The organism is Acinetobacter sp. YH16040_T, from assembly GCF_024605785.1.
Lineage (GTDB): Bacteria > Pseudomonadota > Gammaproteobacteria > Pseudomonadales > Moraxellaceae > Acinetobacter > Acinetobacter amyesii.
The window spans coordinates 3,167,569-3,188,601 of the sequence record NZ_CP094541.1 but is presented as its reverse complement, the minus strand read 5'-3'; the positions used below and the strand labels follow the sequence as shown (position 1 = coordinate 3,188,601).

Sequence of the window (21,033 nt, the reverse complement as noted above, 5' to 3'; positions counted from 1 at the left end):
ATGACTTTTAGCGAAGTCGTCAGAAATGTTTTCCTTAAAAATACATTTCAATAAAAAGATGATATTAATCGTGATAAATATATATAAATGAATGCATTAAATTGTTGTTAAAGACTTGAACACGATAAAAGATATTTTATGAATCAAAAGCTTATTTTTTACTATTTTATATAATAGATTTCTTTCATAAGTCATTTTTCACTCAGCTCTAAGTTATAAATTCCAGCAATTAGATTGAATCTCAATGCTAGTCTTTTGCCTCGATTGCGATATCGCTCAGCAAGAATTTTGAAGGTTTTCAAACTGCCAAATACATGCTCAATTCCAATTCTTCTTTTATTGATTTCCTGATTATAGATTTTTAGTTCGGAATCCAGTTTACAGCGCTTCTTTGCTTTTAATGGCAACAAGCTATTTGGATACACTGTATAAATTCCCTGATAACCCTTATCCGCAAGGATAAATGCACCTGCAGGAATCTGATTCAAGTTACGTTTGAAGAGTTCGAAATCATGTACGGCACCACGACTCGTACATAAACTCAGGATTTTTTGAGTTTGATAATGAATGATGGCCTGTACTTTGAAAGTGTGGGTCTTTTTCTTGCCGCTATAGCTTTTCTTCTGTTTTTTTAGGCCTTTGGATTGGAATTTCTGTGGCATCCACGATCACAACATTCCAATCGATGCCTTCGCCCTCGGGTAAATCTTTGGGTAAATTAAAGAGATTGGACCGAATCAGGCAGTCTTCAACATGATGGACAATTCTTGAGGCTGTGGGCTCTGAAACCCCGTAGCTCGTCGCAACGTGAAATAAGGTTCGGTATTCCCGCCAATAGCTTAGACAGAGCAGAACCTGGTCTTCCAGGCTTAACTTGGGCGGTCTGCCTTTGGCAGGGACATGTTTCTTCAATTGCTCAACCATCAAATAGAAAGTTGACCATGAGATGCCTGTGTATCGCTTGAACTGAGGATCAGAAAGCTTGTTTGAATCGATGTATTTCATCCGCAGATTATGCACGAATGCTAAGAAATCCGGAGTGCAAATATTAACCAAAAATAAGATCGTTTTTTGATTTATGAAAGAGATCTAATCTTAGCTTTGTTTTTAAATGATTTAATTTATCAAAATAAGAAAAAAGGGGCTATACAGGGCGGTAAAATCGATTAAAATCGGCGCTAAATTTTACTCAACCCAATCCACGATCGATCCGATGTGGGGACTAAACATGATTCAATTTTATAAAAAAGCAATTTTAAGTATTTTAGTGACCCTAGGCACAGTCCCTGCATTTGCAGAACAAACTGAACAAGCCACAACTGCACAAGGGAATTGGTCTGGAAGTTTGGGCGTGGTAAACAAATATGTGTACCGTGCGAGTGAAGAAAATGATCAAGCGGCATTACAAGCTGGACTTGAATATGCACACAACAGTGGGCTGTTCGCGGGCTATTGGGGTTCTACACTCAACTATGATCCTACGGACGACAGTCAGTCGCATGGTTTTGAACATGATTTCTATGTCGGATATGGACGTGAACTGAATGAAGATTGGAGCTATAAGTCACAAGTGATGGCTTATGTCTATCAAGGTGGAGGTTCTGTTTATAACGACGACCGATCTGAAAAGCGTCGCACGACAGGCGTCGAATTTATTCAGGACATAAGTTATAAAGATTTAACTGCAAGCATGGCTGTATTGTTGTCTGATGTTAATTATGGCAACGCAGGCGATGTATATCTGAACGCTACTTATAGCTATGCATTACCGTATGATGTTTCATTAAATTCATCGCTCGGCGTTTCTGTTTTTAATGACAGTCACGATGACAGCCTATTAACAACCACAGAAGATGTAGTATTCACTGAAGCACGTTTGGGCTTAAGTAAACCGATTGCAGATACTGGATTTGAAATTGCTGCTGACTATGTATGGGGCGGTAAAGATCGAGAAGGCGAGCAATTAGACGATAACGTTGTGGTTGGATTGACCTATTCTTTCTAACATTAACGAGTTGATCGTATTCAGTCATATTCTTGAAAGTGCATAATGGTGATTGTGCACTTTTTTTATGCATTTTTGAGATCGGTGTTGAAAAAATATACTCAAAAAAGCGCATTTTTAAAGTCCTGTTACATCTATCAACCCGAAGATTTAAATAATCTAAATAGATGAAAATCTGCATTCTAAAATAAATTAAAGAGAAAAAAGGCCAAATAGGATAATTAAAAAATAATAAATAAAAACAGTAATATATTGGTTTTTCATAAACCAAAATGGTGACTTTTATAAAAAAAATATGCGCTTATTTTTAAACATGGCACAGCGCTTGCTAATACCTCATTGAGTTCAACGAAATAACCAAAAAATACGTCGTCGCACGATGTGGGGGAACAAACCATGAAATTTGTACTTAAAGCTTTATCAATCGCTGTACTAGGAGCAGCATCGACGTTTACTTTTGCTGAAGCACCTGCTTCTGAGCATTCTGTATCTGGAAATATCGGCGTACTGTCTAGCTATAATTTACGTGGTATTACCAATGTGCCTGAAAATAAAGATGCGACAATCCAAGGTGGTTTGGATTATAGCCATGCATCAGGCTTCTATGCAGGTTGGTGGGGTTCAACATTAAACTATGGTGATGACCTACCGAATGGTTTTGAAAATGATTTTTATGCGGGCTATAACGGTTCAATTAATGATGATCTTGGTTACACAGCAGGTCTAACTTACTACTATTACTATGATATTGATACAAGTGATGCAAACGGTTTAGAAACAATGCTTGGGCTAAGCTATAAAGATTTTGGCTTAACAGCGCAAACTTTGCTTGAAGATGTTTCATGGGGTAATGCAGGTGATACTTATATCAAAGCATCATATAGCTATGCACTTCCTAAAGACTTCAGTCTAGATACCGCGCTTGGTTTATATGCATATCAAGATTCAGGTGATTTTGAAGAAGATTTAGGAACAACAGAAAGCTTTGGTTTCCGTCACTTTGATATTGGTCTAAGCAAGCCTTTAGCAGATACAGGTGTTACCGCAAGCATGAATTACACAGTTGGTGGTTATGACCGTGCGGATGAAAAACAAAAGAATAAAGTCGTATTTGGTTTGAAATACGAATTCTAATTTTAAAGAGCATTAAAAATGGCGACCTTAGGTCGCCATTTTTTTAAGCATTGAGTTGGCTTCGATAGGACAGTGCTTCAGAAACGTGTTGAGCTTGAATGTGTTCACTTTGAGCCAAGTCGGCAATGGTTCTGGCAACACGTAACACCCGATGATAGGCACGCGCAGATAAATTCATTCTCTGCTGGGCTAACTGTAAAATATTCTGTGCAGTAGCATCCAAAACTGCTTGTTGTTCCAATTGCGTCGGCGTCAGTGCCATATTGGATTTTTGCTGGCGATCTATTTGTAACTCATAGGCACGAATGACACGATGCCTAACCGTACTTGAGCTTTCAACCTCTTGCGAACTTTGTAATTCATGCGCTGCCAGTGGCGGGACATCTATATGTAAATCAATACGATCTAATAATGGACCTGAAATACGGTTTTGATAGCGTTTAATACTTTCAGCACTACATTGACAGCGGCTGTCTTGGTTAAAGGCATAGCCACAAGGGCAAGGATTCATTGCTGCGATCAATTGAAAATTTGCAGGGAAAGTGATTTGACGAGAAGCCCGTGAAATCACAATTTCTTTGGATTCGAGTGGTTGCCGTAATACCTCCAACACCTTTCGATCAAATTCAGGCAGCTCATCTAAAAATAAAACCCCTAAATGTGCCAAGGTGATTTCACCCGGTTTAGGATTTGATCCTCCACCGACGAGGGCAATCGCAGATGCCGTATGGTGCGGCGCACGAAATGGACGCTGCCCAAAATGATGATTTGCACCTGCAATGGAATAAATACTCGCGACTTGCAAATTTTCTTGCATATCTAAGGGCGGAAGAATGCTGGCTAAACGCGAGGCGAGTAGAGTTTTACCTGTGCCTGGAGGGCCACGAAATAGCAGGGAATGACCGCCAGCCGCCGCAATTTCTAAAGCACGACGTGGTCTCAGTTGACCTTTCACATCAGATAAATCAAAAGGGTAACTGTGTTGATTGGCTGACGATGTCGAGGGGTGGCTGCTGATTAAGGCTGAACGACTCAAATGTTCACATACATCCTTAAGATGCTGAGCAGGAAAGACTTGGAACTCCGGCAGTTGCGCCGCTTCATCGGCATTGAGTGCCGGTAGAATCAGATGATGCCCGATATGCTGACAGGCAATGGCTATACTTAAGATGCCACTGACAGGTCGTAAATAACCATCAAGTGCCAATTCTCCAATAAATTCAAAACCATCTGCTGCATTTTCAGGAAGTTGTCCCGACGCGATCAGAATCCCTAAAGCAATGGCGAGATCTAAACGTGAACCATCTTTGGGTAAATCTGCGGGTGCTAGATTAATGGTCAGACGTTTGGTCGGAAACTGAAAGCCGCTATTAATAATCGCAGAGCGGACACGGTCTTTACTTTCACGGACGGCGGCCTCAGGTAGGCCCACAATGGTCAATGACGGTAGGCCTTGGCTGACATGAACTTCAACTTCAATTTGGGGTGCATTTAAGCCGAGCAAACCCCGAGTATAGATTTTGGCAAAAGACATATTATTGTTCCGTTATGGTGCATTATTTTTAATCGTTATGCGTCTTTTGTTGCACTAAAAAGGTGCTTATTTTTTGTTCTGAATTTTTTGTTCGAGTTCTTCGACGTGTTTCAACAATTCATTTAAACGTAAATTGGCATTATTCAGTGCAGTACGTTGGCGTTCGATTTCTTCTTTCGACACGAGATCCATTTTGCTCACAGCTTCATTGAGTAAGCTGCGAAGATTATGTTCGACGTCTTTTTTCGGCTGATCGATTTGTTCTAATATCGCTTGTAATAAGGTTTCAATCATTGTTTTGACCATCCTCAGTGAATTGGTGGCAGCAGTTTAACATCGCCACATTCATGACCATAGTGCTTTTATTTAAATATGCGTTTAATCGATCAGTAAAATCGTAATTCTTCTAGTAAAAACGTCTATTTTTATAAGCATACGCAAGATTATCCGTATAAAATAGGTTATAAAGAAATCTCATGCTGGGCTGACTATTTTCCCCCGACTGTAGTCATATTGGCATGAAAATTGAACATAAAACCTTACAGGTGAAATAAGCCGAAGGAAAACAAAACATGAAGCTCGTAACTGCAATTGTAAAACCTTTTAAATTAGATGACGTGCGTGAAGCACTCTCTGAAAATGGTGTTCAAGGGATCACTGTCACTGAAGTTAAAGGCTTCGGTCGCCAGAAAGGTCACACTGAACTTTATCGTGGTGCTGAATATGTGGTTGATTTCTTACCAAAAGTAAAAATCGAAATCGCAATCAGTGATGAAATGGTCGATACCGTAATTGAATCAATTACTCGTGTTGCAAGCACAGGAAAAATTGGCGACGGTAAAATTTTTGTAAGCAATCTGGAACAAGTCATCCGTATCCGTACTGGTGAAACAGGTGCAGATGCCGTTTAAAAAATTGGCATGAAGTTTGCTGAGTAGCTAATAACTCAGAAAATCAGGTCGGGGGATACGAATGAAAAAAATGCTAATTGCACTCGGCTTGTCCAGTGCACTTTTAGGTGGTTCTGTTGCGTGGGCTGAAGAAAGCGCAACAGCACCTACAGAAGAAGTCACAGTAGTTGATACTGCAAATACAACAACGCTAAATACAACAGAAGCTGCAGTTCCAGTTGAAGCAGCGCCAGCACCTGCAGAACCAGCACCTACAGAAGAAGAACCTAAGCTCGATACAGGTGATACAGCATGGATTTTAGTATCCACTGCACTTGTTCTACTTATGACAATTCCCGGTTTAGCATTGTTTTACGGCGGTATGGTCCGTAAGAAAAATGTACTCAGCACCATGGCACACAGTTTTGTTGCTGCGGGTGTCGTGAGTTTAACGTGGGTGATTGTGGGTTATACCTTAGCATTTGGTGAAGGCAATGCCTTTATCGGTAGCTTAGACAAATTTATGTTGTCGGGTATCACTACAGAAGCGTTGACGGGTACGATTCCAGAGATTCTTTTTGTTATTTTCCAAATGACATTTGCCATTATTACCGTTGCCATTATTAGTGGTTCGATTGCAGAACGTATGAAATTCGGTGCTTTTGTTGCGTTCATCGCAATTTGGAGTGTCGTGGTTTATGCACCAATTACTCACTGGGTATGGGGCGGTGGTTGGTTAGGTAACGACGGTGCGCTTGATTTTGCGGGTGGTACAGTAGTTCACATCAACTCGGGTGTTGCGGGTCTCGTTGCAGCGTACATGCTTGGTAAACGTATGGGGCTTGGCCGTGAATCTATGGCGCCACATAACCTAACTTTAACCGTCATCGGTGCAAGCCTTGTATGGGTAGGTTGGTTTGGTTTCAACGGTGGTTCTGCACTGGGTGCAAATGGTTCGGCTGGTTATGCATTGGTGGTAACACAAGTTGCAGCAGCGGCAGCAGCAGTGGCATGGTTAATTACTGAAAAAGTGGTTCGTGGTAAAGCGTCTGTTTTGGGTGGTGCTTCTGGTGCAGTAGCAGGTCTTGTGGTGATTACACCTGCGGCAGGTTTCGTAACAGTTGGTGGTGCTTTAGCGATGGGTCTGATCGGTGGTGTGGTTTGCTTCTGGGGGATTACTGCGCTGAAACGTGCGTTGAAAGCGGATGACTCTTTGGATGCGTTTGGTCTACATGGTGTCGGTGGTATCGTGGGTGCGATCCTTACAGCATTCTTTGCCAGCGAATTCATCATGGGTGACAATGCACCGAGTAACTTAATGCATCAATTATGGGTTCAAGTCGAAGGTGTACTAGCGACCATCGCTTACTCAGCAGTGATGACATTCATTATCTTGAAAGTGATTGATCTAGTGATTGGCATCCGTGTTGAAGCTGATGACGAACGTATGGGTCTAGACTTAAGTCAACATGGTGAACGTGTAGAATAATAAGATCACAGTAAATCAATATATTGTGTAAAACAGCCCGAAAGGGCTGTTTTTTTTCCATATCTAGCGTAAAGCTCTACAAATTTCAAAATTTTTGCTACACTCTAAATCCATTCGGATTTGTTCAATTTAACCGCTATGCATTGTCCATTTTGCAACGCTGAAGACAGTAAAGTGATTGACTCACGTCTTGCTGCTGAAGGCTGTCAGATACGCCGCCGCCGTGAATGTATTAGTTGCGGTGAACGTTTTACAACTTTTGAAAGCTATGAAGTGGTGATGCCGCGTGTCATCAAGTCTGATTCAAAGAGTGAACCTTTTGATGAAGCCAAGCTCCGCCGCTCGCTCATGCATGCCTTGCAAAAGCGTCCAGTAACGCAAGAGCAAATTGAAACGGTACTCAGTGATATTCAATTGCAAATTCGCCGTTTGGGTGAACGTGACGTGAAATCACGCACCATTGGTGAAATTGTCATGCAGTCATTGTTCGCTTTAGATCATGTGGCTTATGTACGTTTTGCTTCTGTGTATCAAGACTTCCAAGATGTAGAAGCTTTTCGTCGTCAAATTGAACAAATGCAGCAGCGTGAGCACTAATGCACATCTGCTTCCATTTTTATGATGAGTGATTACATGTCTGAGTTAGATCAAGTGACTTTGCAGCAGCATCAACAGTGGATGCGGCGTGCAATTGCATTGGCACAGCAGGGGCAATACAGCACTCGTCCCAATCCCAATGTGGGCTGTGTGATTGTCAAAGATGGTCAATTGGTTGGTGAAGGCTTTCATCCCAAAGCGGGTCAGCCGCATGCAGAAGTCTTTGCAATGCGTGATGCAGGTGAGGCCGCTCGTGGCGCAACTGCTTATGTGACTTTGGAGCCTTGCGCACACTATGGACGTACGCCACCTTGTGCCAAAGGCTTGGTAGAAGCAGGCGTTGCTCAAGTCGTTGTGGCATGTCCCGATCCGAATCCATTGGTTGCGGGTAAAGGTGTACAAATCCTACGTGATGCTGGCATTGAAGTCATTACGGGTATTTGTGAAGCAGAAGCGCATCAATTGAACTCGGGCTTTTTAAAAGCCATGGCGAGGGGCATGCCTTATGTCCGCCTCAAAGTCGCATCGAGCCTTGATGGGCGAACAGCCATGGCTTCAGGTGAGTCTAAGTGGATTACGGGTGCAATGGCGCGACAAGATGTACAGCATTGGCGTGCGATATCAGGTGCTGTGATTACTGGGATTGAAACAGTATTAGCCGATGATTGCTTACTCAACGTACGTCAGCTCGATGACGCTGTTGACATGCGTAACGTGGTTCAGCCGAAACGTATCGTGCTAGATCGTCAAGGCCGCTTGCCATTAAGCGCAAAAATATTGCAGCAACCTGAAACCGTGATGGTCATGGGGCCATATCGTCAGGAACTTGCTGACTTGGGCGTGGTACAATTTGAAATTCAGCCTTTGGCCGATCTGTTAGCAGCATGCGTTCAACAGTTTCAAATTTATGATGTACTTGTGGAAGCTGGTGCGACACTTTCGACCGCTTTCTTACAAGAACATTTGATCGATGAAATGATCAGTTATGTTGCACCGACCTTGTTGGGTCAGTCAGCACGTGCGATGTTTAATGCGGAATTTGACCGCATGGCAGAGCAGCTTCGATTTAAGCTGAAAGATGTCACTCAATTGGGTGATGACATCCGCTTAAGGTTAATCCCTTCTCAAGAGACGCTATGAATTCAGAGTCTACGGTTTATCACAAACGTCGTCATGCGGCTCGTACCACAGACGAATATCTTTTCCATCAGTTGGTTCCTTATTTGGGAAACAAACGCCGCCTATTACATCTGATTTTAGAAGCACTTGAGCAAACGGGAACCTTAAAACGCGAAGATGGTCGTGCGCCGATATTTGCAGACTTTTTTGCAGGTTCGGGTGTGGTATCACGGTTGGCTCGTCAAAACGGCTATCGTGTTATTGCCAATGACTGGGAACCCTACAGCCATGCCTTGAACAGCGCGATTCTCTCTTGCGTTGAAGCACCTGCTTTTAAAGAGTTGGGTGGCTATCAGAAAGCGATTGATTATCTGAACCGTTTGCCAGAAGTTAAAGGTTGGGTGACCCATAACTTGTGTCCACGTAATGATGAAATCTACGATCCGGCACGTGACCGTTTATTCTTTAAACGTCGTAATGGTATGCGTATCGATGCGATTCGTCAGCAAATTGCAACTTGGCAGGCTCAAGGCGCGATTGATGATGTGGAAATGAGTGCTTTGTTGGCACCGTTATTGTATTCAGCAAGTTTTGTCAGCAATACCAGCGGTGTATTTAAAAGCTTTCATCATGGTTGGGGTGGTAAAACCCAAGCAGCCTTAGATCGTATCGGTTCATTGTTATGGCTGACCCCAAGTCGTTTTTGTGAAATTGGTGATCCGAAAAAACCCGCTGCTGAAATGTGGTGTGTCGACGCACAGCATTTGGCCAATCAAATGAGCGGCTTTGAAGTAGATGTGGCTTATCTCGATCCACCATATAACCAACATGCTTATAGCAGTAACTACCATGTGTTGAATGCCTTAACGTTATGGGATCAGGTGGATTTACCAACACCAGACACCAAGGGTTTTAAGAGCGGAATCGATCGTGCATGGCGAAAAGAGCGTCCAAGTCCATATAATTCTTCGAAGCATGCGAAAGAAGCTTATGAAAAATTATTAGAAACCATCAATGCACGTTACATCCTGACGAGCTATTCAACCGATGGTAATATCAGCGCCACAGATTTGTTACAAGCCAATTTAAAACGTGGTCGAGTAAGCTTATTGACGCAAGATGTGCCACGTTACCGTGTGAGCAAGCAGCGTCAGTCTGAACGTGCGCGCGTACTAGAGTTTATTGTCATCACGGATACGCATGCCAAATCAGGTCCACCGATCCGTCAGTTGTTGAGTCAATTGCACCATTTTGCAGAATTAGGTGGTGTCGATACCTCTGGTGTGAGTACGCAACTTGATTTGTGGTAAAAATCATCGCCCCATATTTTTCAGGGATTGAACATGTTTACAGGCATTATTGAAAGTCTAGGTAAAGTTGAAAGCATTCAAAACGTGGGTGGCGATGTCCGCTTGCGTATCCAGACAGATTTAGACATGTCGGATGTGCATTTGGGAGATTCTATTGCCACCAATGGCATTTGCTTAACCGTGATTGACTTTGGCAGCAATTGGTATGCAGCTGATGTATCACGTGAAAGTTTAAATCGGACCACCTTGGAACACTGGAAAGCAGGGCAGGTAGTAAATGTGGAAAAAGCCATGTTGCCGACCACGCGTTTTGGTGGACATATTGTCAGTGGTCATGTCGATGCAGTGGGTGAAATCACTCAAGTTCGTTCAGATGCACGTTCAATTTATTTTGAAGTGACCGCACCGAAAGAAATTGCACGCTATTTAGCAGAAAAAGGCTCTGTGACCGTGGATGGTATTAGCCTGACGATTAACCATTTACGTGGCAATGTGCTGAGCTTAAATTTAATTCCGCACACGGCTGAACGAACCAATATCGGTACGTGGAAAGCTGGGGCTAAAGTGAACTTGGAAGTGGATGTTTTAGCACGTTATATTGAGCGTTTATTGCTCGGAGATAAAGCCGCTGAGACCACAGCGCAATCTAAAATTAGCTTAGATTTTCTCGCTGAAAATGGCTTCTTGAAATAAGTTGATACCGAAGAAAACCAAACAGTCTGATTGAAAAATTAGACTGTTTTTTTATTTTTGGTGATAATGCGTCGCGGAATGACATATATGATGAATAATCAGACAGGTGATAATGATTGATTTCTTACTGAATCTGGAACAGTGGTTACCCATGTTATTGGAAAATTATGGTGTGTGGATTTATGCCATTTTATTTCTGGTGATATTTTCAGAAACGGGTTCAGTATTTATGTTCTTCCTGCCGGGAGACAGCCTGTTGCTTGCCATTGGCGCATTATGCTCAACGACGGAAGTGGTGCATTTACACACCATGGGGCTGATGTTATTTGTCGCATCGGTCTTGGGCTACTGCGTCAATTACTATACGGGCAGCGTGTTAGGCATTAAGTACTTTAATAAGCACACACGTTACTTTAAGCCCGAATATATGGTCAAAACCAATAAATATTTTATGAAGCATGGCGGTAAAACGATTTTAGTCGCACGCTTTGTACCCTTTGTGCGTTCTTTTGCGCCTTTTGCTGCTGGATCTGCACGCATGAGTCTTGGCACATTTATGTTTTATAATGTGCTAGGTGGTTTTATCTGGATTGGATTATTACTCGGTATCGGTTATTTCCTAGGACATACCGTTTCTGCAGTTGCAGATTTGGTCTAAGCCAAACTTAAACATAAAAAAAGCCCACTGTTGTGGGCTTTTTTTATGGAGTCGATGGCCACTTAGTGTTTTGTAACGGTCACTACATCAAGGGTTTGAAAAATCGAGCTGTGGGGCAGTTGCTGAATGCTAAAACCACCTTTTTCTGATTCACGGCTGAGATAAACCGAAATACTGTGAAAGTCTGAATGACTCAGCCAAAGATCTTTGGCACGAATGTCCCATTGTTCTCCAGCAGATAGAGAGGATATTTTCTGGGTAATCTGGTGAATGATGTCCATATTGAATTCCCATCTGGATGCATGATTATATTTTTAGGATGCCTGAAGCATTGTATTTTGAGGGACAATGCTTCAGTCATATGAACATCATGTTGCAAATACATGTCAGTTTAATGACAGTGACCAGATTTCGATGCACGGCTTAAGATGCTTGGGACGATGTAGATTCTGTCGAAAAATTAGAGTTTTCTAAGATATAATCAATTTCTTCTTGTGCGGCTGCTTTCAATTTTGCACGGAAATCACTGACGGCCATTTCGATTTGCGTTTCTGCTTCAAGTTCCAAACGCACGCGTACACTTTCGAGTTCTGACAACATCTGTCCTTCGCTCACCGATAAGCTTTGACTTAATCCCGCTAAACCCGTTTCAGGGTTTTTATGATAGCGAGCGGCATAGTATTGTACTTCACGATCAAGATTATGCTGCATCATGGTGAGCGCTTGCGTTTGTGCAGCAAAGCGTAACTCTTCGTCGCGTCTCAGTTGTTCTGCATAGGCTTGTTCAGCTTCACGTTTTTCTTCTAAGGCTTTTTCTAAAGCCAATTGTTTGCGAATACGAGCATCTTCTATCAACTGTGCTTTTAAATCTGCATAGGCAGACTCAATTTTGTCAAAAGACACTTGCTGTTGCTGTTGGTCATTGACTAGCCATTGTTGAATGTCTGTACTGGGATTGAGGACATCGCAAACGCGACCAAGGTCATCAATAAAGGTCTGACGAATAGCTTCAGGTACTTTTAACCAGCGCTGTTTAAAGTCTGGACCGACATTCAATGCCATGGTGCATCTCCTTGCAAATAGGGTAAAACCAATATCACGTTAAAGTTTATGGGTCTGTGGTTGAACGCCCAAACGTCGATATTGTTTATATTTTTCACGCCCGATAATTTTAGCGGGTTCGTTATTTTCAATAATTTCGATAATGTGACTAAAACTTGCGAACTGTTCAAGTGCTTGATCGTTAAAATTAAACACAATCCAGTCGGCTTGCTCAGGCAATTGGGCAGAAATACAGACCGTTGCCTCGGGTTGATCGATACCATGGGGAATGAAACCTGTGTGATCGAAACTCCACAGGCGTTCATCAAGTTGTTGCTGTAAGTCTGGGTCAGCACAATGTAGCCAAATACGTACAGGCTGACGCAGGATCTTACGGCATAAACGACAAGTGCTTTCGACTTGTCGTTCAGGACTTTTTTCAAATAAATAAAAGCTAACTTTAGCCATTCGATTGAGCACGATTCGCTAAGAATTGCATTAATAATGGTACAGGACGACCTGTTGCGCCTTTATTTGCACCTGAGTTCCATGCAGTCCCAGCAATGTCTAAATGCGCCCAACGGTATTCACGCGTAAAGCGTTGAAGGAAACATGCAGCGGTCACAGAACCTGCTTTTGGACCACCAATGTTGGCAATATCTGCAAATGGAGAATCAAGTTGTTCTTGATAATCTTCAATCACTGGCATGCGCCATACGCGGTCAAAGCTATGTTGACCCGCAGCAGTCAATTCAGCCGCCAGTTCATCATCCGGAGTGAACATACCGGTAAGGACTGAACCTAATGCCACAACACATGCACCAGTGAGGGTTGCAATATCAATCACCAGTGCAGGATTAAAGCGTTTTACATAGGTCAAGGTATCGCACAGCACCAAACGACCTTCGGCATCGGTATTTAAAATTTCAACGGTTTGACCGCTCATGGTGGTCACGATGTCGCCCGGGCGAGTGGCATGACCAGACGGCATGTTTTCTGCAGCAGCAATTGCGCCGACCACATGAATCGGTAATTTCGCTTCACACAACGCACGGATGGTACCCAAAACTGATGCAGAACCGCACATGTCGAATTTCATTTCGTCCATGCCCGCACCTGGTTTAAGTGAGATACCACCCGTATCAAAAGTCACGCCTTTACCAACAAGCACTACAGGGGCTTCTTCACGATTTGAAAGGTATTCGATGGTAATAATACGGCCTGGACGGTCAGAACCTTTACTCACAGCAAGGAAAGCACCCATACCGAGATCAGCCATTTGCTGTTCATCGAGTACAGTCACTTTGAGTTGATCCGGAAATTCAGCTGCAAGCGCTTGAGCTTGTTCGGCTAAATATTCAGGGAAGCAGATATTGCCCGGACGGTTACCTAGGTCACGAGTAAAACTTTGACCTGATTGCACTGCAGAAATTAATTCAAGCTGTGCAGTGGTTAATGGACTTTCAGCAGCGATTAAATGGATCTGCTCCAAAACAAATTCATTTTTCTTAGACTTGTATTCATCAAATGCATAAGCCGCTTGCGTCAGGCTAAGTGCAAATAAATAATGTTGTTCTTGTGGTAGGGCAGAGATATCGACACTGATCTGTTTGAATTTTTTTTGTGACGCTTTAATAATGGTTTGTGCAATTTTTGCAAATTTATTGACCTGTAATTCAGCAACTTTGCCGAGGCCTAAAAGAGCGCTATTGCGACAAGCGGCAATGTTCGCCACCAAAGGCAGGCTTTCATTGAGTGCTGCTTTAAATTGAGTTGCTTCAATTAAATTATCTAAATCATTGATTTGATATGAAGTAGCTGCATTTGTAACGTGCTCAGAATCTACTAATATCAACAAATATTGGCTGGACGCATTCGCTTGGAATGACGTATTAATAGAAAGTTTCATGTGCGGTATTTATGCCTTTTTAAATTTATAAACCATTAAACCATTGAAACATTTATATGAATAGAGTTTCAATGAGCAACAAGGGTATAGGTTTTATATTTTCTACATTCGGGTAAACTAACGCTAGTTTTTATTGGCCCTATTTTTGGAAGAATTAATTTGATTATTCGGCGTTATCTGGTCAAGCAAGTGGTGTCGACATCACTGGTTGTGATTGCCTTATTGACCTTGATCATGATGGGTGGTCGTTTGATCAAGTACTTTGGTGTGGCGGCGCAGGGTCGTTTAGATGCAAGTATTTTATTTAGCATCATTGGCTACCGTTTGCCTGAGTTTTTAACTTTAATTCTTCCGCTCGGTTTCTTTATTGGTCTGATGTTGGTCTTTGGTCGTCTGTATGTCGATCATGAAATGGCTGTACTCAATGGTAGTGGTGTCAGTCGAAATCAATTGTCACGTTTATTGGTGCCAATGACCGTGGTCTTTATGGCTGTTCAAGCATTTTTGATGCTGTGGGCTTCGCCTTGGGGCATCCGCCAGTTTGAAGCATTAACGACTTCACAAGCGGTACGAACAGGCTTTGACTTGGTTCGACCAAAAGAGTTTATTTCCTCTGGGCCCTATACTATTTATGCAGGCGACTTGTCAGAAGACCGTAAAAACTTAAAAGATATTTTCTTCTATCAGCGTGCAGAAAAGGAGGGTAAGCCTGATGTCATTATTTTGGCAAAAGAAGCGACCCGCGTCGAAGTGCCCAATGATAATGCCAATGTCGTTGATTTAGTTGAAGGTCGCCGTTACGAAATCTATCCAGGACAACCGCGCTATTCTCAAGCTGAATTCCAAAGTTATCGTTTACGTTTAGAAAATGATAAAGAAGCAAAATTTGAAAGTACCGAAGTAGAAGCTTTGCCAACCTCGAAGTTATGGGATAACCGTCATGATCCTGTGGTTGTCAGTGAACTTGGTTGGCGAATTTTTGTGCCGTTCGCTATTTTGGTGGCGTTATTGCTTGCCACCGCTTTGTCTGAGGTAAGTCCTCGTCAAGGGCGTTACCTAAAACTGTTCCCCGCCTTACTTATTTTTGCCAGTTTAATCGTGGCTTTAATGGCGATCAAAACGCGGATCAGTAAAGATGAAATGGGCATCTGGGCTTATCCACTGGTCTTAGTGATTTACGGCATTGCAGCAGCATTGTTCTCGCGTAAACAAAAATTAGCGCCCAAAATTAAGAAACAAATTCAGCGAGTGAGGTCTTAAAATGTTGGCACGTCGTATAGTTGCAAAACATGTGACCAAAACTACTGCTTTAGCCATGCTTGGTGCGACCGCGGTATTGGCTGGCTTACAAGTGCTTTTTACTTATTTAGGTGAATTGGGCTCGCTGAAAGAAGGCTATAACGCATGGAATGCTTTGCAGTATGTGTTATGGAGTTCACCGAATTATTTATATGAAATTTTACCGATTTCAGCCTTGATTGGCGCGGTACTGGGTTTAGGTACTCTAGCTTCAAATAGTGAATTGATTGTCATGCGTTCGGTCGGCATCAGCCTTTGGCGGATTGTGGGCTGGGTGATTCGTTCGGCACTCATTTTGGTGGTTTTATCCTTTGCATTAAGCGAATGGGTCATTCCCTATACCAATGAACAAGCCAAAAGCGTCAAAAGTCACCGCACTGCGGCTGAGTTGGGTGAAGTCAAAGGCTATTGGTCGCGTGAAGGTCAGCGCTTTATTTATATTGACTATGCCAATTCGCAAGGTCAAATTAAAGATGTTCAGGTTGTTGATTTTGATGAAAAATATCGTTTGCGAGGCACTTTGGATGCGGAGCAAGGGAATTTTGTTAAAAATGGCTCTTGGTCGCTACAAAATTCAACCCAAGTGGATCTATTAGCGACGGGTGATGCTGTAGCGAAGCAAAATGCTGAACAGCCGCTTTCATTGGCGTTGCAACCTAAATATGTGCATATGGTTACCATTGACCCTGAAGACCTATCACCGAGTCAATTGGTGAGCTTTATGAGCTATATGCATGAATATAGCCAAGTCCCGAAGACCTACCAATTGGCATTTTGGCAAAAGTTTGGTTCGCCCTTTGCTTTAATTGCCTTGGTGGTGATTGCTTGTTCATTTATTTTTGGACCTTTACGTCAACAGTCGATGGGTTTCCGCTTGGTGATTGCCTTATTTGCTGGACTGGGCTTTTACTACTTACAAGATTTCTTGGGTTATGCCAGTTTGGTGTACGCACCATCGCCTGCATGGTTCGTCTTTATACCAATTATTTTGATGTTTGTAGCGGGTGGCTATCTGCTGCATCGCGCACGTTAAGTGCATGCAAGATTGAGTAAAACAATGTTGATGACCTAGATAAACCATGGTTGTCACATAGAGTCTTCACCGAAAATTCGGTAAGATAGTATGATTAATTTATAAACGAAAGAGTGTTCATTATGACGGATGCAACTGCTGGCAAAATCCCACACGTATTGGTAATTATGGATGGTGTGGGTCATCGCGAAGCGGTCGAGGACAATGCCTTTTTAGCAGCAAAACGACCTAACTTGACTGCAATGCAGGAAAAGCATCCGCATGGATTGATTTCAGGCTCTGGCGAAGACGTTGGTTTACCTGATGGTCAAATGGGTAACTCTGAAGTGGGCCACATGAACCTTGGTGCAGGACGTGTGCTGTATCAAGACTTTACTCGTATTACCAAAGATATTCGTACCGGTGCGTTCTTTGAACATGACGTTTTAGTCGATGCGGTTGAAAAAGCCAAAGCTGCAAATCGTGCTGTACATATCATGGGCTTGTTGTCTGAAGGTGGTGTGCATTCACATGAAGATCACATTGTGGCGATGGCTGAATTGGCATTAAAACGCGGTGCAAAAGTGTATCTTCATGCATTCCTTGATGGTCGTGATACGCCACCAAAAAGCGCACAACCTTCGCTTGAAAAATTAGATGCGCTGTTTGCTCAGTATCCGGGTCAAGGTCGTATTGCCACCATGATTGGTCGCTACTTTGCAATGGATCGTGACAACCGTTGGGATCGTGTTGAGCAAGCCTATCGTCTTTTAACTGAAGGTGAAGCAGTGCGTACAGCAGCGACTGCTGTTGAAGGTCTAGAGCAGGCTTATGCTGCTGAAGAATCAGATGAATTTGTAAAAGCGACGCGTATTGGTGATTTAGCACCGATCCAAGATGGTGATAGCGTTGTGTTTATGAACTTCCGTGCTGACCGTGCGCGTGAAATTACCAAAGCTTTTGTTGAAAAAGATTTTGCAGGTTTTGAACGTAAAGTGGTTCCCGCTTTATCAAAATTTGTCATGTTGACCCGTTACCAAGCAACAATTGATGCACCTGTGGCTTATATGCCAGAAGCGTTGCATAACTCGATTGGTGAATACCTGTCTAATTTGGGTAAAACACAACTGCGTATTGCTGAAACTGAAAAATATGCACACGTGACTTTCTTCTTCAGTGGTGGTCGTGAAGATGAATATCCGGGTGAAAAACGTATTTTGATTCCATCACCAAATGTTGCGACTTATGATTTAAAACCAGAAATGAGTGCTTATGAAGTCACTGATGAATTGGTTGCCGCAATTAATTCAGGTGAGTACGACTTACTGGTGGTGAACTATGCCAATGGTGATATGGTTGGCCATACCGGTGTGTTTGATGCAGCAGTCAAAGCAGTTGAGGCCGTAGACACGTGCTTAGGTCGTGTATATGAAGCTGTGATGGCAAATAAAGGTCACATGCTCGTGACCGCCGATCATGGTAACGTAGAGCAAATGCAGGATTACCAAAGTGGTCAGGTGCATACTCAACATACCACTGAACTTGTGCCGTTTATCTATGTTGGCCCGACCAATGCAACAATTGCAGAAGGTGGTGTTTTGGCTGACGTAGCGCCGACAATGTTAACGCTTATGCACATTCCTGTACCAACAGAAATGCAAGGTCGTAACTTGATTACTCTTGAAGCTTAAAATGTAAGGAAGCATGAATGACTAAAGCACACTGGACGTCAGTTGTAAGCCTTACAGCCTTGCTGCTGTGTTCTAGTCATTCGACATGGGGAGCCGACAAAGCAAAGTCGGCTTTCGATGAATTTGATGGCAGCTATGAACAAAGTTATGCCGAAGTACCTGTCGAATCGATCCAACAATTTGTTCAAATCTATGGCATTGTCAAAGAAAATTATGTCGTTGAAAAAAATGACGATGCATTATTCCAACAAGCCATCAAAGGCATGGTCAGTGGTTTAGACCGCTATTCACGATATCTTTCACCTGAAGACTATAAGCAGCTTTTGCAATACACTGAAGGGGATATTGCGAGTGTCGATTTCAATTTGCGCTTTGATGTAGGTTTACAGCAATGGGTCATCACCAATTTAAAGCCTGATGCCGATTCAGCAAAGCTAGGTCTGAAAAATGGCGCGGCGGTGTTTAAAATTGATGATCAAGAACTCAAAAAACTTAATCAAGATCAAGTGCGACACCTGCTCACAGGCAGTATCGGATCGACGCTGAATCTACAGTTGATAACTGCAAGTCAACCGGTTAATTTGGTCAGAAACACTAAAGTTGAAACAGATATAGAATCTAAATTATTAAATAATCAGGTTTTAGTTTTACACGTAAAAGTTTTTCAACAAGATACAGCCAATGAAATTAAGCGTTTAATTGAAAGTCACGGTTCACGTGTCAAAGCTGTATTGTTTGATTTAAGAAATAACCCCGGTGGGTTATTGTCCGCAGCAGTGGAGTCTGCCGATTTATTTTTGAATCAGGGCATTATTGTGTCGACTCGAAGTCGATCTGAGGGTGACCAACAGTTTCAGGCTTTACCGAGTTTTGAATTTCAAAATATGAAAGTTGGTATTTTAATCAACAATCGTTCTGCTTCTGCCGCAGAGGTCTTTACCGCAGCATTAAAAGAGCATAAACGTGCATGGGTAGCGGGTGAGAAAAGTTATGGTAAAGGTGTGGTTCAAAAACTATTTCCATTGAGTAATGGTGCGGCTTTACAAATGACTGTGTCGCAATATCTGACACCGAATGGCAAAATGATTGAAGGAATTGGAGTGCAGCCAGACTATAACTATCCGCTGCAACATGATGCACGTGAAGATCACTATGTCGATCATGTTGCAGAGTTATTGCTGAATCAAAAATAAACAGCAATACGCTGGAAAACTTTTACTCTTCGTCTTCGGTATCTAAACCGAATTTTTTCAAACGATAGCGCAATGAACGGAATGACATGCCTAATTTTTTTGCGGCAAGGGTTCGGTTCCAGTGGGTGATGTTCAACGCATTCATGAGCACTTCTTTTTCGATATTTTCTAAAAAGAGCTCTAAGCCTTCTTCAGGTAGTTTGCGAGGGACCACACTCTGTTCGTTGCTGTTTGCACCTAGCTGAGCGGATTCATTCGTTGTTGGAGCGGAATTGAACTGAGCACTTGGTTGTCTTAATGGCGCACTTTGCAGATGTTGAAGATCAATCTGATCATCATCGCAGAGGGTCATAGCGCGTTCGATAATATTGCGGAGTTCACGCACATTACCTGGATAATATTGGCTGAGCAGGAAACTCTTCGCACGTTCAGTTAGAGGCTTAGTAGCAATTTCCCATTCATGGCTAATTTTTTGAATAAAATGTTGAGCCAATAAGAGGATATCGTCGCCACGTTCACGTAAGGCAGGCAACACTAAATCCATCACATGGATGCGGAAGAATAAATCTTGGCGGAAGCGACCTTGTTGGACGAGTGCTTCTAAGTCCTGATGGCTGGCGCTGATCACACGGAAATCAACGTCAATTTCACAGTCTGAACCTACAGGACGAATACGTTTTTCCTGTACTGCGCGTAGCAATTTAACTTGCATGGCTAAAGGTAGTTCGGCAATTTCGTCCAAAAATAAGCTACCGCCATGTGCAGATTGAATCAGACCTTGTTTGTCTTGGGTGGCACCACTAAAGCTGCCTTTTTTATGGCCAAAAAGTTCACTTTCCATTAACTCTGTGGGAATTGCCCCGCAGTTAATGGCAATAAAGGGTCCTTCATTACGGTTGCTTAAACGGTGAACCAAATTGGCCACGACCTCTTTACCCGTACCAGATTCACCCGTAATAAAAACAGGTGCTTGTGAACGTGCAATTTTCTTTAGAGTTCGACGCAATTGCTGGATTGGAAGCGATTCACCAATCAACATTTTATGTTCTAAAGCATCTTGCGAAGTAATGTCTTCGGCCAATGGCTTATTCAGGGCTTTTTGTAGCAGTTGTTCAAGATGTTTGGGATTGATCGGTTTGCTGACAAAATCGAATGCTCCCGCCTTTAATGCGGCAATGGCAATGTCCATGTTGCCATAGGCTGTAAGCACAGCAACGGGCAGGGCAGGACAGTGTTCATTCATCCAATCTAAGAGCTGTAGACCATTACCATCGGGTAAGTTGAGATCGGTTAGGCAGGCATCGTAGCTATAGGTAGACAAGGCTTTTTTAGCTTCGTCGAGGCGATGTGCAACATGCGTTTTAACCCCCATCCTTGATAAAGACATCTGCATCAGCATACATAAGTCTTCTTCGTCATCAACTAACAATACCAGTGGTTGTGAATCCACAGTTTTCCC

At 42.7% G+C, this 21,033-nt stretch carries 22 protein-coding genes; 13 read left to right on the top strand and 9 right to left on the bottom strand.

Annotation, left to right across the window (positions count from 1 at the left end; all coding sequences use genetic code 11):
• Window positions 1-191: 191 nt before the first annotated feature.
• Window positions 192-662 (bottom strand): IS5/IS1182 family transposase, encoded by a 471-nt coding sequence (locus MST16_RS15730; RefSeq protein ID WP_039254797.1) that lies wholly within the window; start codon window positions 660-662, stop codon window positions 192-194.
• On the bottom strand, window positions 610-1,005 hold the full coding sequence (locus tag MST16_RS15725) for a transposase family protein (RefSeq protein WP_257245633.1): 396 nt from the start codon (window positions 1,003-1,005) through the stop codon (window positions 610-612). Before MST16_RS15725 ends, MST16_RS15730 begins: the two co-directional genes overlap by 53 nt.
• 223 nt (window positions 1,006-1,228) lie before the next feature.
• Between MST16_RS15725 and MST16_RS15720 the strand changes: the two genes are divergently transcribed.
• Window positions 1,229-2,005 (top strand): TorF family putative porin, encoded by a 777-nt coding sequence (locus MST16_RS15720; RefSeq protein WP_180064897.1) that lies wholly within the window; start codon window positions 1,229-1,231, stop codon window positions 2,003-2,005.
• Window positions 2,006-2,401: 396 nt separating this feature from the next.
• Window positions 2,402-3,139 carry a TorF family putative porin gene (locus MST16_RS15715; protein ID WP_180064896.1) on the top strand — a complete coding sequence of 246 codons (738 nt, stop codon included), beginning with the start codon at window positions 2,402-2,404 and terminating at the stop codon, window positions 3,137-3,139.
• Window positions 3,140-3,182: 43 nt separating this feature from the next.
• On the opposite strand, the gene MST16_RS15710 is transcribed toward MST16_RS15715, so the two are convergent.
• The gene (locus tag MST16_RS15710) at window positions 3,183-4,673 is read right to left on the bottom strand and encodes a YifB family Mg chelatase-like AAA ATPase (protein WP_168378235.1); all 1,491 of its coding nucleotides are present in this window, start codon (window positions 4,671-4,673) and stop codon (window positions 3,183-3,185) included.
• Window positions 4,674-4,739: 66 nt separating this feature from the next.
• Window positions 4,740-4,967, bottom strand: coding sequence for an accessory factor UbiK family protein (locus MST16_RS15705; RefSeq protein WP_078189551.1), 228 nt, complete (start codon window positions 4,965-4,967; stop codon window positions 4,740-4,742).
• A 278-nt stretch (window positions 4,968-5,245) separates the two neighbouring features.
• Between MST16_RS15705 and glnK the strand changes: the two genes are divergently transcribed.
• The 7 genes from glnK (at window position 5,246) to MST16_RS15670 (ending at window position 11,429) form a co-directional block, all read left to right on the top strand.
• Entirely contained in the window at window positions 5,246-5,584 is a 339-nt protein-coding gene (gene glnK, locus MST16_RS15700; protein WP_067763174.1) for a P-II family nitrogen regulator, read from the top strand.
• Between the two features lie 61 nt (window positions 5,585-5,645).
• Entirely contained in the window at window positions 5,646-7,052 is a 1,407-nt protein-coding gene (locus tag MST16_RS15695; RefSeq protein WP_180008071.1) for an ammonium transporter, read from the top strand.
• A 138-nt stretch (window positions 7,053-7,190) separates the two neighbouring features.
• Entirely contained in the window at window positions 7,191-7,649 is a 459-nt protein-coding gene (nrdR, locus tag MST16_RS15690; protein WP_067763170.1) for a transcriptional regulator NrdR, read from the top strand.
• A 36-nt stretch (window positions 7,650-7,685) separates the two neighbouring features.
• Window positions 7,686-8,789 (top strand): bifunctional diaminohydroxyphosphoribosylaminopyrimidine deaminase/5-amino-6-(5-phosphoribosylamino)uracil reductase RibD, encoded by a 1,104-nt coding sequence (ribD, locus tag MST16_RS15685; RefSeq protein WP_180092178.1) that lies wholly within the window; start codon window positions 7,686-7,688, stop codon window positions 8,787-8,789.
• Entirely contained in the window at window positions 8,786-10,078 is a 1,293-nt protein-coding gene (locus MST16_RS15680; protein ID WP_078189462.1) for a DNA adenine methylase, read from the top strand. The genes ribD and MST16_RS15680 overlap by 4 nt, the downstream gene beginning before the upstream one ends.
• Window positions 10,079-10,111: 33 nt before the next feature.
• Window positions 10,112-10,771 carry a riboflavin synthase gene (locus tag MST16_RS15675; RefSeq protein WP_180035947.1) on the top strand — a complete coding sequence of 220 codons (660 nt, stop codon included), beginning with the start codon at window positions 10,112-10,114 and terminating at the stop codon, window positions 10,769-10,771.
• A gap of 112 nt (window positions 10,772-10,883) precedes the next feature.
• Window positions 10,884-11,429 (top strand): VTT domain-containing protein, encoded by a 546-nt coding sequence (locus tag MST16_RS15670; RefSeq protein ID WP_078189460.1) that lies wholly within the window; start codon window positions 10,884-10,886, stop codon window positions 11,427-11,429.
• A 62-nt stretch (window positions 11,430-11,491) separates the two neighbouring features.
• On the opposite strand, the gene MST16_RS15665 is transcribed toward MST16_RS15670, so the two are convergent.
• The 4 genes from MST16_RS15665 to MST16_RS15650 form a co-directional block, all read right to left on the bottom strand.
• A complete protein-coding gene (locus MST16_RS15665; protein ID WP_078189459.1) occupies window positions 11,492-11,710 on the bottom strand; it encodes a hypothetical protein in 219 nt (72 codons plus the stop codon).
• Between the two features lie 142 nt (window positions 11,711-11,852).
• A complete protein-coding gene (locus MST16_RS15660) occupies window positions 11,853-12,491 on the bottom strand; it encodes a hypothetical protein (RefSeq protein ID WP_180092175.1) in 639 nt (212 codons plus the stop codon).
• Between the two features lie 39 nt (window positions 12,492-12,530).
• Entirely contained in the window at window positions 12,531-12,938 is a 408-nt protein-coding gene (locus MST16_RS15655) for a DNA polymerase III subunit chi (protein WP_078192594.1), read from the bottom strand.
• Entirely contained in the window at window positions 12,931-14,379 is a 1,449-nt protein-coding gene (locus MST16_RS15650) for a leucyl aminopeptidase (protein WP_180010689.1), read from the bottom strand. Before MST16_RS15650 ends, MST16_RS15655 begins: the two co-directional genes overlap by 8 nt.
• Window positions 14,380-14,538: 159 nt before the next feature.
• Here MST16_RS15650 and lptF point away from each other — a divergent pair, with 159 nt between their 5' ends.
• The 4 genes from lptF to MST16_RS15630 all read left to right on the top strand — a co-directional run bounded on the left by lptF (window position 14,539) and on the right by MST16_RS15630 (window position 19,574).
• The gene (lptF, locus tag MST16_RS15645; protein ID WP_180064892.1) at window positions 14,539-15,639 is read left to right on the top strand and encodes an LPS export ABC transporter permease LptF; all 1,101 of its coding nucleotides are present in this window, start codon (window positions 14,539-14,541) and stop codon (window positions 15,637-15,639) included.
• 1 nt (window position 15,640) lies between these two features.
• Window positions 15,641-16,711 carry an LPS export ABC transporter permease LptG gene (lptG, locus tag MST16_RS15640; RefSeq protein WP_180039929.1) on the top strand — a complete coding sequence of 357 codons (1,071 nt, stop codon included), beginning with the start codon at window positions 15,641-15,643 and terminating at the stop codon, window positions 16,709-16,711.
• A gap of 122 nt (window positions 16,712-16,833) precedes the next feature.
• Window positions 16,834-18,381 (top strand): 2,3-bisphosphoglycerate-independent phosphoglycerate mutase, encoded by a 1,548-nt coding sequence (gene gpmI, locus MST16_RS15635; protein ID WP_180064891.1) that lies wholly within the window; start codon window positions 16,834-16,836, stop codon window positions 18,379-18,381.
• Between the two features lie 17 nt (window positions 18,382-18,398).
• Window positions 18,399-19,574: a S41 family peptidase gene (locus tag MST16_RS15630; RefSeq protein ID WP_180059120.1), complete on the top strand. Its 1,176-nt coding sequence runs from the start codon at window positions 18,399-18,401 to the stop codon at window positions 19,572-19,574.
• Between the two features lie 22 nt (window positions 19,575-19,596).
• On the opposite strand, the gene MST16_RS15625 is transcribed toward MST16_RS15630, so the two are convergent.
• Window positions 19,597-21,024, bottom strand: a complete 1,428-nt coding sequence (locus MST16_RS15625; protein ID WP_180064890.1) for a sigma-54 dependent transcriptional regulator — start codon at window positions 21,022-21,024, stop codon at window positions 19,597-19,599.
• Between the last annotated feature and the right edge of the window lie 9 nt (window positions 21,025-21,033).

Excerpts from the sequence above, each read along its gene's own strand:
- MST16_RS15730 (WP_039254797.1), bottom strand. The coding sequence starts at position 662 with ATGCCACAGAAATTCCAATCCAAAGGCCTAAAAAAACAGAAGAAAAGC.
- MST16_RS15725 (WP_257245633.1), bottom strand. The coding sequence starts at position 1,005 with ATGAAATACATCGATTCAAACAAGCTTTCTGATCCTCAGTTCAAGCGA.
- MST16_RS15720 (WP_180064897.1), top strand. The coding sequence starts at position 1,229 with ATGATTCAATTTTATAAAAAAGCAATTTTAAGTATTTTAGTGACCCTA.
- MST16_RS15715 (WP_180064896.1), top strand. The coding sequence starts at position 2,402 with ATGAAATTTGTACTTAAAGCTTTATCAATCGCTGTACTAGGAGCAGCA.
- MST16_RS15710 (WP_168378235.1), bottom strand. The coding sequence starts at position 4,673 with ATGTCTTTTGCCAAAATCTATACTCGGGGTTTGCTCGGCTTAAATGCA.
- MST16_RS15705 (WP_078189551.1), bottom strand. The coding sequence starts at position 4,967 with ATGATTGAAACCTTATTACAAGCGATATTAGAACAAATCGATCAGCCG.
- glnK (WP_067763174.1), top strand. The coding sequence starts at position 5,246 with ATGAAGCTCGTAACTGCAATTGTAAAACCTTTTAAATTAGATGACGTG.
- MST16_RS15695 (WP_180008071.1), top strand. The coding sequence starts at position 5,646 with ATGAAAAAAATGCTAATTGCACTCGGCTTGTCCAGTGCACTTTTAGGT.
- nrdR (WP_067763170.1), top strand. The coding sequence starts at position 7,191 with ATGCATTGTCCATTTTGCAACGCTGAAGACAGTAAAGTGATTGACTCA.
- ribD (WP_180092178.1), top strand. The coding sequence starts at position 7,686 with ATGTCTGAGTTAGATCAAGTGACTTTGCAGCAGCATCAACAGTGGATG.
- MST16_RS15680 (WP_078189462.1), top strand. The coding sequence starts at position 8,786 with ATGAATTCAGAGTCTACGGTTTATCACAAACGTCGTCATGCGGCTCGT.
- MST16_RS15675 (WP_180035947.1), top strand. The coding sequence starts at position 10,112 with ATGTTTACAGGCATTATTGAAAGTCTAGGTAAAGTTGAAAGCATTCAA.
- MST16_RS15670 (WP_078189460.1), top strand. The coding sequence starts at position 10,884 with ATGATTGATTTCTTACTGAATCTGGAACAGTGGTTACCCATGTTATTG.
- MST16_RS15665 (WP_078189459.1), bottom strand. The coding sequence starts at position 11,710 with ATGGACATCATTCACCAGATTACCCAGAAAATATCCTCTCTATCTGCT.
- MST16_RS15660 (WP_180092175.1), bottom strand. The coding sequence starts at position 12,491 with ATGGCATTGAATGTCGGTCCAGACTTTAAACAGCGCTGGTTAAAAGTA.
- MST16_RS15655 (WP_078192594.1), bottom strand. The coding sequence starts at position 12,938 with ATGGCTAAAGTTAGCTTTTATTTATTTGAAAAAAGTCCTGAACGACAA.
- MST16_RS15650 (WP_180010689.1), bottom strand. The coding sequence starts at position 14,379 with ATGAAACTTTCTATTAATACGTCATTCCAAGCGAATGCGTCCAGCCAA.
- lptG (WP_180039929.1), top strand. The coding sequence starts at position 15,641 with ATGTTGGCACGTCGTATAGTTGCAAAACATGTGACCAAAACTACTGCT.
- gpmI (WP_180064891.1), top strand. The coding sequence starts at position 16,834 with ATGACGGATGCAACTGCTGGCAAAATCCCACACGTATTGGTAATTATG.
- MST16_RS15630 (WP_180059120.1), top strand. The coding sequence starts at position 18,399 with ATGACTAAAGCACACTGGACGTCAGTTGTAAGCCTTACAGCCTTGCTG.